Annotated in this window: 9 protein-coding genes; 4 read left to right on the forward strand and 5 right to left on the reverse strand. The window is 63.0% G+C overall.

The window, feature by feature from the left end; translation table 11 throughout:
• Positions 1-23: 23 nt before the first annotated feature.
• From HX805_RS28320 to mnmC, 4 genes are all read right to left on the reverse strand, one after another.
• On the reverse strand, positions 24-1,208 hold the full coding sequence (locus HX805_RS28320; RefSeq protein WP_003216760.1) for an osmoprotectant NAGGN system M42 family peptidase: 1,185 nt from the start codon (positions 1,206-1,208) through the stop codon (positions 24-26).
• A gap of 170 nt (positions 1,209-1,378) precedes the next feature.
• Positions 1,379-3,124 (reverse strand): N-acetylglutaminylglutamine synthetase, encoded by a 1,746-nt coding sequence (gene ngg / locus HX805_RS28325; RefSeq protein ID WP_177117510.1) that lies wholly within the window; start codon positions 3,122-3,124, stop codon positions 1,379-1,381.
• Positions 3,125-3,127: 3 nt separating this feature from the next.
• Entirely contained in the window at positions 3,128-4,900 is a 1,773-nt protein-coding gene (locus HX805_RS28330) for an N-acetylglutaminylglutamine amidotransferase (RefSeq protein WP_003216754.1), read from the reverse strand.
• A gap of 154 nt (positions 4,901-5,054) precedes the next feature.
• The gene (gene mnmC, locus HX805_RS28335; RefSeq protein ID WP_177080311.1) at positions 5,055-7,043 is read right to left on the reverse strand and encodes a bifunctional tRNA (5-methylaminomethyl-2-thiouridine)(34)-methyltransferase MnmD/FAD-dependent 5-carboxymethylaminomethyl-2-thiouridine(34) oxidoreductase MnmC; all 1,989 of its coding nucleotides are present in this window, start codon (positions 7,041-7,043) and stop codon (positions 5,055-5,057) included.
• 141 nt (positions 7,044-7,184) lie between these two features.
• On the opposite strand from mnmC, the gene pap reads away from it, so the two are divergent.
• The 3 genes from pap to HX805_RS28350 all read left to right on the forward strand — a co-directional run bounded on the left by pap (position 7,185) and on the right by HX805_RS28350 (position 11,133).
• Positions 7,185-8,702 (forward strand): polyphosphate:AMP phosphotransferase, encoded by a 1,518-nt coding sequence (gene pap, locus HX805_RS28340; RefSeq protein ID WP_177009485.1) that lies wholly within the window; start codon positions 7,185-7,187, stop codon positions 8,700-8,702.
• A gap of 102 nt (positions 8,703-8,804) precedes the next feature.
• Positions 8,805-9,989 (forward strand): thiolase family protein, encoded by a 1,185-nt coding sequence (locus HX805_RS28345; RefSeq protein WP_003216747.1) that lies wholly within the window; start codon positions 8,805-8,807, stop codon positions 9,987-9,989.
• 187 nt (positions 9,990-10,176) lie between these two features.
• Positions 10,177-11,133, forward strand: a complete 957-nt coding sequence (locus tag HX805_RS28350) for a DMT family transporter (protein WP_177117511.1) — start codon at positions 10,177-10,179, stop codon at positions 11,131-11,133.
• On the opposite strand, the gene HX805_RS28355 is transcribed toward HX805_RS28350, so the two are convergent.
• Positions 11,130-12,518: a class II fumarate hydratase gene (locus HX805_RS28355; protein WP_003216744.1), complete on the reverse strand. Its 1,389-nt coding sequence runs from the start codon at positions 12,516-12,518 to the stop codon at positions 11,130-11,132. The genes HX805_RS28350 and HX805_RS28355 overlap by 4 nt on opposite strands.
• A gap of 193 nt (positions 12,519-12,711) precedes the next feature.
• On the opposite strand from HX805_RS28355, the gene HX805_RS28360 reads away from it, so the two are divergent.
• Complete coding sequence (locus HX805_RS28360; protein WP_003216742.1) at positions 12,712-13,230, forward strand: DUF2059 domain-containing protein; 519 nt, start codon at positions 12,712-12,714, stop codon at positions 13,228-13,230.
• The last annotated feature ends 1 nt before the right edge of the window (position 13,231 follow it).

The following is a 13,231-nucleotide window of genomic DNA, read 5'->3' on the forward strand; positions in this document are numbered from 1 at the left end:
CGCCGGGATCCGAGTTGCCAGTCTCAGGTTTTTTGGCCCACCAGGCTGTCCACCGACGGCACGCGGGTATCACTCTCCATTTGTGTGTCGTGTTCGATCTGGTGACTGAACCGGTCGAGGGAGCCCTTGGCCGGCTGTGCATCGCTGGCGAACACCGGCGGGCTGAGGATGTACGCGCCCAGCAGGCGACTCAGCGCGGCGAGGCTGTCGATGTGCGTGCGCTCATAGCCGTGGGTGGCATCGCAACCAAACGCCAGCAGCGCGGTGCGAATGTCATGGCCAGCGGTTACCGCCGAATGCGCGTCGCTGAAGTAGTAGCGAAACAGGTCGCGGCGCACCGGCAACTCATTCTCCGCCGCCAGGCGCAGCAGGTGGCGGGACAGGTGATAGTCATACGGCCCGCCGGAGTCCTGCATCGCCACACTCACCGCGTGTTCGCTGGAGTGCTGCTCGTGGGCCACCGGCGCAATGTCGATGCCGACGAACTCACTCACATCCCACGGCAATGCCGCCGCCGCACCACTGCCGGTTTCTTCGGTGATGGTGAACAGCGGATGGCAGTCGATCAGCAGCGGCTGGCCGCTGTCGACAATCGCCTTGAGCGCTGCCAGCAGCGCGGCAACCCCGGCTTTATCGTCCAGGTGGCGGGCGCTGATATGCCCGCTCTCGGTGAACTCCGGCAGCGGGTCGAAGGCGACGAAATCGCCGACGCTGATACCCAGGGAGTCACAGTCGGCGCGGGTGGCGCAGTAGGCATCCAGGCGCAGTTCGATGTGGTCCCAACTGATGGGCATTTCATCCACGGCCGTATTGAACGCGTGACCGGAGGCCATCAACGGCAGCACGCTGCCACGGATCACGCCGTTATCGGTGAACAGGCTGACGCGGCTGCCTTCGGCAAAACGGCTGGACCAGCAGCCGACCGGCGCGAGGGTCAGGCGGCCATTGTCCTTGATCGCCCGCACGGCGGCGCCGATGGTGTCCAGGTGCGCGGAAACGGCGCGGTCGGGGCTGTTTTTCTGGCCCTTGAGGGTGGCGCGGATGGTGCCGCGCCGGGTCATTTCAAAGGGAATGCCCAGTTCCTCAAGGCGCTCGGCAACGTAGCGCACGATGGTGTCGGTAAACCCGGTGGGGCTGGGAATGGCGAGCATTTCCAGCAGCACTTTTTGCAGGTAAGCGAGATCCGGTTCGGGGATGGTTCGGGTCATGGAAACTCCTGATGAGTTGAGGGCATCGATGGTTTCGATGAAAGGGGCGCCTCAGAGATTGTGTTGGCTGTCCCGGCGTCTTCGCGAGCAAGCCCGCTCCCACATTTGGAATGCATTCCCCTGTGGGAGCGGGCTTGCTCGCGAAAGCGCCAGTCAAGGCAACACCTTTCTCAAGCCGTCGGTTGGCTATGCGGGAACAACAGGTCCACGAACTTTTCAGCCGTCGGCTGCGGTTCATGGTTGGCCAGCCCGGCCCGTTCGTTGGCTTCGATAAACACATAGTCCGGTTGGTCGGCGGCCGGCACCATCAGGTCCAGGCCCACCATGGGAATGTCGAGGGCACGGGCGGCGCGCACGGCGGCGTCCACCAGGGTCGGGTGGAGGATGGCGGTGACGTCTTCCAGGCAACCGCCGGTGTGCAGGTTGGCGGTACGCCGCACTGCCAGGCGTTCGCCACGGGGCAGGATGCTGTTGTAGTCGTAGCCGGCCGCCTGCAGGGTGCGTTGGGTTTCATGGTCCAGGGGGATTTTGCTTTCGCCATCGGTGGCGGCCTGGCGTCGGCGGCTCTGGGCTTCGATCAACGCGCCAATGGAATGCTGGCCATCGCCGGTGACTTCCGCCGGGCGGCGAATGGCGGCGGCGACCACTTCGAAACCGATCACCAGAATGCGCAGGTCGAGGCCTTCGTGGAAGCTTTCCAGCAGTACACGGGTGTCGAATTGGCGGGCCGCCTCAATGGCTTTTTGCACGTCTTCAATGGTCTGCAAATCCACCGCCACACCCTGGCCTTGTTCGCCATCCAGCGGCTTGACCACAATACGCTGGTGCTCGTCGAGAAACTCCAGGTTGTCATCGGCACTGCCGGCCAATTGCTGGGCCGGAAGGTTCAGGCCTGCGGCCTTGAACACCTTGTGGGTCAGGCTCTTGTCCTGGCACAACGTCATGCTGATGGCGCTGGTCAGGTCGCTGAGGGATTCGCGGCAGCGCACCCGGCGGCCACCGTGGCTCAGGGTGAACAAGCCGGCATCGGCATCGTCCACTTGCACGTCGATCCCGCGCCGATGGGCTTCCTCGACAATGATCCGCGCATAGGGATTGAACTCCGCCTGCGGGCCAGGGCCGAGGAACAGCGGCTGGTTGATCCCGTTCTTGCGCTTGATGGCGAAGGTGGTCAGCGCGCGAAAGCCAAGCTTGGCGTAGAGACTTTTCGCCTGGCGGTTGTCGTGCAGCACCGACAGGTCGAGGTAGCTCAGGCCGCGGCTCATGAAGTGTTCGATCAAGTGGCGTACCAGCACTTCACCCACGCCGGGGCGGGTACATTGCGGGTCGACCGCCAGGCACCAGAGGCTGCAGCCGTTCTCCGGATCGTGAAAGGCCTTCTGGTGGTTCAGGCCCATCACGCTGCCGATCACCGCGCCGCTGTCTTCGTCCTCGGCGAGCCAATACACCGGGCCGCCTTGATGGCGTGGCGTGAGCAGCGCCGGGTCCACCGGCAACATGCCGCGCCCCTGGTACAGGTGGTTCACCGCCTGCCAGTCCGCCTCGGTTTGTACCCGGCGAATCCGGAACCCGCGAAACACTCGGGTCGCCGGACGATAGTCGGTGAACCACAGGCGCAGGGTATCGGACGGGTCGAGAAACAACTGCTGGGGATCAATCCCGAGGATCTGCTGTGGCGCTGCCACATACAACGCGATATCCCGTTCGCCGGGTTGCTCGTTGAGCAACTCCAGGGCGAGGCTCGCCGGGTCCGGGAAGGTGTGGCCGATCAGCAGCCGGCCCCAACCGCAATGCACGGCAATCGGCGTGGGGTCCAGTTCGCTGCCGTCTTCGGCGAAGCGGGCTTGCAGGCGCTCGTAGGAGGGCGCCTGGCCTCGCAGCAAGCGTTGGCTGTAAGCCGTGGCATGAGGTTTCATGAATCAGATTCCTTGTTCGCTGAGCCACAGGTTCAGCGCCGCCAGTTGCCACAGCTTGGAGCCGCGCAACGGGGTCAGTTGGCCTTGGGGATCGGTGAGCAGGCGGTCGAGCATGGCCGGGTTGAACAGGCCGCGGTCCTGGCTTGGGTCCAGCAGCAGCTCACGCACCCAGTTCAAGGTGTCACCCTGCAAATGCTTGAGGCCGGGCACCGGGAAGTAGCCTTTCTTGCGGTCGATGACCTCGCTCGGGATCACCCGGCGCGCCGCTTCCTTGAGCACTTGCTTGCCGCCGTCCGGCAGTTTGAATTTGCCCGGCACGCGGGCCGACAGTTCTACCAGGCGATAGTCGAGAAACGGTGTGCGCGCTTCCAGGCCCCAGGCCATGGTCATGTTGTCGACGCGCTTGACCGGGTCATCCACCAGCATCACGGTGCTGTCCAGGCGCAGGGCTTTGTCCACCGCCGCATCGGCGCCGGGCTGGGCGAAATGCTCGCGCACGAAGTCACCGGCGGCGTCATTCGCGGTCAACCATTTCGGCGCGACGGTAGCGGCATAGTCGTCGTAGCTGCGGTCGAAAAAAGCGTCGCGGTAGGCCGCGTACGGGTCGCTTGCGCCATCCACCTGCGGGTACCAGTGGTAACCGGCGAACAGTTCATCGGCGCCCTGGCCGCTTTGCACCACCTTGCAATGCTTGGCCACTTCCCGGGACAGCAGGTAGAAGGCAATGCAGTCATGGCTGACCATCGGCTCGCTCATGGCACGGAACGCCGCCGGCAATTGCTCGATGATTTCGCTTTCGGCGATACGCAGTTGGTGGTGACGGGTGCCGTAATGCTTGGCGATCAAGTCCGAATACTGGAATTCGTCGCCGCGCTCGCCGCCAGCGTCTTCAAAACCGATGGAGAAGGTCGACAGGTCCTGCACGCCGACTTCCCGCAACAGGCCCACCAGCATGCTGGAATCGACACCGCCGGAAAGCAGCACGCCCACATCCACCGCCGCCCGCTGACGAATCGCCACGGCTTCGCGGGTGCTGTCGAGCACGCGGTCGGTCCAGTCTTCCAGGGTCAGGTTGGCTTCATCGGCGTGGGGGCCGTAGGGCAGGGTCCACCAGGTTTTCTGTTCAGTCTTGCCATCGGCGTCGATGCGCATCCAGGAGGCGGGCGGCAGCTTTTCAATGCCCGCCAGCAGGGTGCGCGGCGCCGGCACCACGGCGTGGAAGTTCAGGTAGTGATTGAGGGCCACCGGATCGAGGATCGGGTTGATATCGCCACCCTTTAGCAGCGCCGGCAAGGCCGAAGCAAAACGCAGGCGCTGGCCGGTGCGCGACAGGTACAGCGGCTTCACGCCGAGGCGGTCACGGGCGATGAACAGGCGCTGGGCATCGCGCTCCCAGATGGCGAAGGCGAACATCCCGTTGAGCTTGGGCAGCAGGGCTTCGCCCCAGGCGTGGTAGCCCTTGAGCAGCACTTCGGTGTCGCCACCGGAATAGAAGGCGTAGCCCAGGGCTTCCAGCTCTTCACGCAATTCCGGGAAGTTATAGATCGCGCCGTTGAACGCCAGGGACAGGCCCAGTTGGGCGTCGACCATCGGTTGGGCGGAGCCATCCGACAGGTCCATGATTTTCAGGCGTCGATGGCCCAGGGCAATCGGCCCCTGGGCATGAAAGCCCCACGCGTCAGGACCGCGTGGCGCCAAATGATGGGTGATTCGTTCCACCGCTGCCAGGTCGGCAGGTTGGTGATCGAAACGTAACTCTCCAGCTAATCCGCACATAAATTCCTTACCGGTTTTTCCGTTGGGGAGGGATAGAAATGCAGCCCGCCAAAACGGCGGGTACCCAGAGACTGACCCGGGTAAATTGTGGGAGTTTTAGAACAATACGTTATAAGGCAAAGAGCCTTGACGGGTTGCGAGCCCGTCATGGCCCTCAGGATTTGCCTGGGTTACCGCGGATCAGGGCACGCAGCGCGAACCGATTGGGGTGACAGGCTTCGCTGACATTGCGCGGCAGCGGCAGGGGCTCATTGTCGAGCCAGGCGGCCAGCAGCTCTGCGCAGAGTGGCGCGGTGACCAGCCCCCGTGAGCCATGGCCACTGTTGATATACACGCCGTGCAACCACGGGCACGGCGCATCAGGGACCTGCCGGGCGTCTTTGCCGAGGGCGGCGTAGGTGTGATCAAACGCCTCTCGCTGCGCCAGCGGCCCGACGATCGGCAGGTAGTCCGGGCTGGTGCAACGGAAGGCGGCGCGGCCTTCGAGCTGTTCGGGTGCCAGGCTGTCGGCGCCCAGGCGTTGCAGCAAATCGAGGGAGATTTCCCGCAGCATCTGCAGATTGCCCGCGTGCTCGGCCACCGTGGGCGTAAGGTCATCGCTCTTGAAGTCGAAACTGGCACCGAGGGTGTGCTCGCCCAGGCGTGGCGGGGCGACGTAGCCCTCGGCGCACACCACTGTGGCCAACGCCTGGCTTTGCGCCGTTTGCGGCAGGCGAGTGATTTGCCCGCGGATGCGCTTGAGGGGCAAGTCAGCGCTGAAGGAAAACCGCTTGATCTCGGCGGCGCCGGCCAGCACGACCACACTGGCTTGAGCCAGAACCGTATCGCCCTGCAACGCCTGCCACTGACTGTCGACCTGCTTGAGCTCAAGGGCGTCGTGGTGCTGGAGCACTTCGATCAGCGGGTGCCTGGCTTGCCATTCGCACAGCGCCGGCGGGTGAACCCAGCCGCCTTCGGGGAAGAACAAGCCGCCGTGCTCCAGCGTTATCCCGGCGCGCGCCTGTGCCTGCTCTTTATCCAGCAGGTGCAACAGGTCCGGGGCAAAAGCGCCGGCCAGTTGTGCCTGGCGCTCGGCTTCCTTGGCGTTGAAGGCCAGTTGCAGCACGCCGCAGCCATCCCAGTCCACGCCACGTTGCAGGTGTTCCAGCAGGCGCCGGGTGTGGCCGAAACCGCTGAGAATCAACTGCGAAAGTGCCGTGCCATGGGCGGAAAGCTTGAGGTACAACACCCCTTGCGGGTTGCCGGAGGCTTCCTGCGCGAGCGCTGCGTGGCGTTCCAGCAAACTGACGCGCCAGCCCCGTGCCGCCAGGCTGGCCGCCGTGGCGCAACCGGCCAGGCCACCACCGATGACCAGTGCATGGCGTTCACCGGAAACCGCAGGTGGGCGCGCAAACCAGGGTTTTGCCGCGGCAGGCGCAGGCGTTTCAGCGGGCCAGCCGAGAAACTCACCCCGCAGGATTTCCCACTTGTGGCCGATGCCGGGGGTGCGCTTCATCTTGAACCCGGCGGCGTTGATCAACCGCCGTACCCAGCCGGTGCTGGTAAAGGTGCTGATGGTCGAGCCCGGCGCCGCCAGCCGCGCCAGTTCGGCGAACAGCTCGGCAGTCCACATGTCGGGGTTCTTGGCCGGGGCGAAACCGTCGAGGAACCAGGCGTCGACCTGCGCGTCCAGCTGCGGCAATTGCTCCAGGGCGTCGCCGATCAGCAACGTCAGGGTGACTCGACCGTTATCCAGTACCAGCCGCTGGAAGCCTTGGTGAATCGCGATGTATTGCGCCAACAGTTGCTCGGCGAACGGTGCCAGTTCCGGCCAGAGGGCGAGGGCGCGCTGCAGGTCGGCGTGGCTCAGCGGGTACTTTTCCACGCTGACAAAATGCAGGCGCGCACCCGCCTCCGCGTGTTGATCAAACAACTGCCAGGCGCACAAAAAATTCAGGCCGGTGCCGAAGCCCGTCTCACCAATCACCAAGCGCCCGCCCACCGGCAGCGCCGCAAAACGTTCCTGCAGACGGTTCTGTTCGAGGAACACGTAGCGGGTTTCTTCAAGGCCCGACTTGTCGGAGAAGTACACGTCATCGAAGACCCGCGAGTGCGGGCGACCTTGGTCATCCCAGTCAAGCTGGGCGTGGGATACGGGGTTCATGAGCGGCTCGGCAAAGGCAAGGCGGCCATTCTAGCTGATCAACAGGGTTGTCATTGATCCATGGCAAGCCGCTGCGGAATTTCCTGCCACGTGTTGTTGCCCAATCCGCTAGTCTTGATCACTTCTGGAACGGAGCCGCCCATGTTCGAATCTGCCGAAATCGGTCACGCCATCGACAAAGACACCTACGACGCCGAAGTGCCGGCCCTGCGTGAAGCCTTGCTGGAAGTGCAGTACGAACTGCAACAGCAGAAGCGCTTCCCGGTGATCATCCTGATCAATGGCATCGAAGGCGCGGGCAAGGGTGAAACCGTCAAATTGCTGAATGAATGGATGGACCCGCGCCTGATCGAGGTGCGCACCTTCGATCAGCAGACCGACGAAGAACTGGCCCGCCCACCGGCCTGGCGCTACTGGCGCCAGCTTCCGGCGAAAGGCCGCATGGGGATCTTTTTTGGTAACTGGTACAGCCAGATGCTGCAGAGTCGCGTCCATGGCGAGATCAAGGACGCGCGGCTGGATCAGGCCATCGCCGGGGCCGAGCGCCTGGAAAAGATGCTGTGTGATGAAGGTGCGCTGATCTTCAAGTTCTGGTTCCACCTCTCCAAGAAGCAAATGAAATCCCGGCTCAAAGCCTTGCAGGACGACCCGCTGCACAGCTGGCGCATCAGCCCGCTGGACTGGCAGCAGTCAAAGACCTACGACAAGTTTGTGCATTTTGGTGAGCGGATCCTGCGCCGCACCAGCCGTGACTATGCGCCTTGGTATGTGATCGAGGGTGTCGATGCGCACTACCGCGGGCTGACCGTCGGCAAGATCCTGCTCGAAGGCCTGCAAAACGCCTTGAAAGTGCCCAAGGGTAAAGCCAGCGGCATGAACCCGGCGCCGCTGCCATCGGCGGTTGACCAGATGAGCCTGCTGAACAGCCTGGACATGAGCCTGAGCCTTGAAAAGGACGATTACGAAGAACAACTGATTACCGAGCAGGCGCGGTTCTCCGGGCTGATGCGCGACAAACGCATGCGCAAGCACGCGTTGGTGACAGTGTTTGAAGGCAACGACGCGGCGGGCAAGGGTGGGGCCATCCGGCGTGTGGCGGCAGCCCTCGACCCCCGGCAGTACCACATCGTGCCGATTGCCGCGCCCAGTGAAGACGAGCGCGCCCAGCCTTACCTGTGGCGTTTCTGGCAGAAGATTCCGGCGCGGGGCATGTTCACCGTGTTCGACCGCTCCTGGTATGGCCGGGTGCTGGTGGAACGCATCGAAGGCTTCTGCACGCCGACGGACTGGATGCGCGCCTACGGCGAGATCAACGACTTCGAAGAGCAACTGCGCGACGCCGGGGTGATCGTGGTCAAGTTCTGGCTGGCGATCGACAAGCAGACGCAGCTGGAGCGGTTCCAGGCCCGCGAGGAAATCCCGTTCAAACGCTTCAAGATCACCGAGGACGACTGGCGTAACCGCGAGAAGTGGGACGACTACCGGGCGGCGGTGGGCGACATGGTGGACCGCACCAGCACCGAGATTGCGCCGTGGACGCTGGTTGAAGCCAACGACAAGCGCTGGGCGCGGGTGAAGGTACTGCGCACCATCAACCGGGCGCTGGAGGAAGCGTTCGACAAGACCGACAAGCATGACAAGAAGGACAAGAAGAAGTAACGCCATGCTTTTGCATACGCGGGGTGAATGATTGTCGCGGTTGAAGAGGGCGGGATCTATGCTCGATCCATCTCTCAACAACCACAACAATTGAGGTAGCCCATGCGTGAAGTAGTGATCGTCGACAGCGTGCGAACCGGCCTGGCCAAGTCCTTTCGCGGCAAGTTCAACCAGACCCGTCCCGATGACATGGCTGCCCATTGCGTGAACGCGTTGCTGACCCGCAATGGCATCGACCCGGCCACGGTCGAGGACTGCATCGTCGGCGCCGGTTCCAACGAAGGTGCCCAGGGCTACAACATCGGCCGCAATGTGGCGGTGTTGTCGCAACTGGGTACCGGTACGGCGGGCATGACCCTCAACCGTTTCTGTTCCTCGGGGTTGCAGGCGATTGCGATCGCCGCCAACCAGATTGCTTCCGGTTGCAGCGAGATCATCGTGGCCGGTGGGGTCGAGTCCATCAGCCTGACCATGAAGAGCGTCAACACCGATAACCTGATCAATCCGTTGCTCAAGGAGCAGGTGCCGGGCATTTACTTTCCCATGGGGCAGACGGCGGAAATCGTTGCGCGGCGGTATCACGTCAGTCGTGAAGAGCAGGATCTGTATGCGCTGCAAAGCCAGCAGCGTACGGCTCAGGCCCAGGCTGACGGGTTGTTCGATGATGAAATCGTGCCGATGGCGGTGAAGTACAAGGTTGAGGACAAGAACACTGGCGCGGTGCAGGTGTTGGAGGGGGTGGTGGATCGGGATGATTGCAATCGTCCGGATACGACGTTGGCCAGTCTTGCGGGATTGAAACCGGTGTTTGCGGAGGATGGGTCGGTGACGGCGGGGAATTCCTCGCAGTTGTCTGATGGGGCTTCCATGACACTGGTGATGAGCCTGGAAAAAGCGCTGGAACTGGGGCTTAAGCCCAAGGCGTTTTTTCGCGGGTTTACGGTGGCGGGGTGTGAGCCGGATGAGATGGGGATCGGGCCGGTGTTTTCGGTGCCCAAGTTGCTCAAGGCCCGTGGGCTGGCGGTGGCGGATATTGATTTGTGGGAGCTGAATGAGGCGTTTGCCTCGCAGTGCCTTTATGCGCGTAATCGGCTGGAAATTGATAACGCCAAGTACAACGTCAACGGCGGGTCGATTTCCATCGGGCATCCGTTTGGGATGACGGGGTCGCGGCAGGTGGGGCATCTGGTGCGTGAGTTGCAGCGGCGCAAGTTGCGTTACGGCATTGTCACTATGTGTGTGGGCGGCGGCATGGGGGCCACCGGCTTGTTCGAAGCCGTACGCTGACTCAGTGTGGGAGTGGCGGTGCGACGATTCGACTTGCTCGCGAATGCGGCGGGGCAGTCGATGAAAATGTTGGCTGATAGACCGCCTTCGCGAGCAAGCCCGCTCCCACATTTGATCAGCACCGTATCCCAATCCGTTCACATCCCCCTAGAATGCACCTCCTCCACCTCAGGCATTCGGGGCACTCATGCACATCTCATCGGGCCGTTGGGTCTACGGTTTATCCCTGGCCCTGCTGACCGCGCTGCTCTGGGGCATTCTGCCGATCAAACTCAAACAGGTCTTGCAGGTGATGGACCCCGTCACCGTCACCTGGTTTCGCCTGGTCGTCTCCGGCAGTTGTCTGTTTATCTATCTCGCCGCCGTAAGGCGCCTGCCCAGCTGGCGTTCCCTCGGACCAAAAGGTGGCTGGCTGGTAGCGATCGCCGTGTGCGGCCTGATGGGCAACTATGTGCTCTACCTGGTCGGCCTCAAACTGCTGAGCCCCGGCACCGCGCAACTGGTGGTACAGGTGGGCCCGATCTTCCTGATGATCGCCAGCGTCTTCGTGTTCAAGGAACGCTTCAGCCTCGGGCAGGGCATGGGCCTGCTGGTGCTGATCATCGGCTTCGGCCTGTTCTTCAACCAGCGCCTGACCGAGTTGTTGACCTCCCTGGGCAGCTACACCGCCGGGGTGCTGACGATTCTCTTGGCCACCACCATCTGGACCTTCTACGCCCTGGGCCAGAAGCAGTTGCTGACGGTATGGAATTCGTTGCAGGTGATGATGGTGATCTACCTGTCCTGCGCGCTCTTGCTGACGCCATGGGCGCACCCGATGGAAGCGCTGCAACTGAGCCCGCTGCAAGGCTGGCTGCTGCTGGCCTGCTGCTTCAATACGCTGATTGCCTACGGCGCATTCGCCGAAGCCCTGGCCCACTGGGAAGCCTCGCGCGTCAGCGCCACCCTGGCGCTGACGCCATTGGTGACCCTTGTCGCGGTGGCGCTGGCCGCGTGGATGTGGCCCGAGTATGTGCACGCCGAAGACATCAATGCCCTCGGCTACGGCGGTGCCGTGTTGGTGGTGCTGGGGTCTGCGACCGTGGCGTTGGCGCCGTCGCTGTTCGCCGGGCTCAGGGCCCGGCGTGCACGATTGGCGTCTTAATGACCGGCTTCCAGCATGTTTTCCGGACGCACCCACTGGTCGAACTCTTCGTCCGTGAGATAGCCCAGCTTCAGCGCCGCTTCCCGTAGGGTCAGCCCTTCGGCATAGGCCTTCTTGGCAATCTCGGCGGACTTGTCGTAGCCGATGTGCGGGTTCAGCGCCGTCACCAGCATCAGGCCACGCTCAAGGTGCGCGGCCATTTGCTCGGCGTCGGGTTCCAGGCCGGCGATGCAGTGCTCCTGGAAGTTGCTGCAACCGTCGGCCAGCAGGCGGATCGATTCCAGCAGGTTGTGGATGATCACCGGCTTGTACACGTTCAACTGCAAGTGGCCCTGGCTGGCGGCGAAGCCAATGGTCACGTCATTGCCCAGCACCTGGCAGGCCAGCATCGACAGCGCTTCGCACTGGGTCGGGTTGACCTTGCCGGGCATGATCGAGCTGCCCGGTTCATTCGCCGGCAACTTGACTTCCGCCAGCCCGGCACGCGGGCCGGAGCCCAGCAGGCGCAGGTCGTTGGCGATTTTCATCAGGGCCACGGCCAGGGTCTTCAAGGCGCCGTGCAGGGTGGTCAACGGCTCATGGCCCGACAGCGCGGCGAATTTGTTCGGTGCGGTGACAAACGGCAGGCCCGACAGCGCGGCCAATTCCGAGGCAATCGCCTCGCCAAAACCGTGGGGTGAATTGAGCCCGGTGCCGACGGCAGTACCACCCTGGGCCAGTTCACACACGGCGGGCAGGGCGCTGCGGATCGCGCGTTCTGCGTAGTCGAGTTGCGCTATAAAGGCCGAGACTTCCTGGCCGAAGGTGATGGGCGTCGCATCCATCATGTGGGTGCGGCCGGTTTTCACCAGCTTCATGTGGCGCGCCGACAACTCTGCCAAACCACCAGACAGTTCACGGATCGCCGGCAACAGCTTCTCGGTGACGGCCTGCACGGCGGCGATGCTCATGGCGGTGGGGAAGCAGTCGTTGGAGCTCTGGGAACGGTTGACGTGGTCGTTGGGATGCACCGGGCTCTTGCCGCCACGGGGCTTGCCCGCCAGCTCGTTGGCACGGCCGGCGATCACTTCGTTGGCGTTCATGTTGCTCTGAGTGCCGCTGCCGGTCTGCCACACCACCAGGGGAAACTGGTCGTCGTGTTCGCCGGCGAGCACTTCGTCGGCGGCCTGTTCGATCAGCCGGGCGATGTCGGCGGGCAGGTCGCCATTGCGGTCGTTGACCCGGGCCGCAGCCTTCTTGATCAGGGCCAGGGCGTGCAACACAGCCAGGGGCATGCGCTGGTCGCCGATGGCGAAGTTCACCAGCGAGCGTTGGGTCTGCGCGCCCCAGTAAGCGTCATCCGGGACTTGCACTTCTCCCAGGCTGTCGGTTTCGATACGGCTCATCGGGCACACTCCTTCAGGTTCGTTTGCGCAGTTTAGGCCCTGATCGCCCGGTGGGGTTCCCTTAAAAGACTTTTCATCGGATTAAGCCCCGCAAAACCAGGCCCCACAAGGCGTGGGGTTGAGCCGCGGCGTTTTTTAGGCGCAGAATGGGCGCCCTTGGGGTCTTACCTCGCCTGCTAGAAAAGGAAACTCGATGACTCGTCTTCGTGCCATCTGTACCGCGGTTGCTCTGGTATGTGCCAGCGGCCAGGTTTTTGCCGATACCGCCAGCCACAACGCCAGTGCCGAAGCCTTCCTTACCCTGGCCCATGCCGACAAGCTGGGTACCCCGGTGTACATGCAAGTGCAACAAATGTTCGCCCAGCGTTTCGAGCAGACCAAGGCGCCTGCTTCCAAGCAAACCGTCCTGGACACCTACCAGGCCAAGGCCAACACCGCCCTGGACCAGGCCATCGGCTGGAACAAGCTCAAGCCGGACATGATCAAGCTCTACACCGACAACTTCAGCGAATCCGAGCTCAAGGACCTGGTTGCGTTCTACCAGTCGCCACTGGGCAAGAAAGTCCTGGAGAAAATGCCCCAGCTGACCCAGCAATCGGCCCAGATGACCCAGGCCAAGCTGGAAAGCGCGGTACCTGTGGTGAACAAGCTGCTGGAAGACATGACCAACGAGCTGACGCCAAAAGCCCCGGCCCCGGCCAAGAAGAAGTAAA

Source organism: Pseudomonas sp. G5001 (genome assembly GCF_013385475.1).
Taxonomy (GTDB): Bacteria; Pseudomonadota; Gammaproteobacteria; order Pseudomonadales; family Pseudomonadaceae; genus Aquipseudomonas.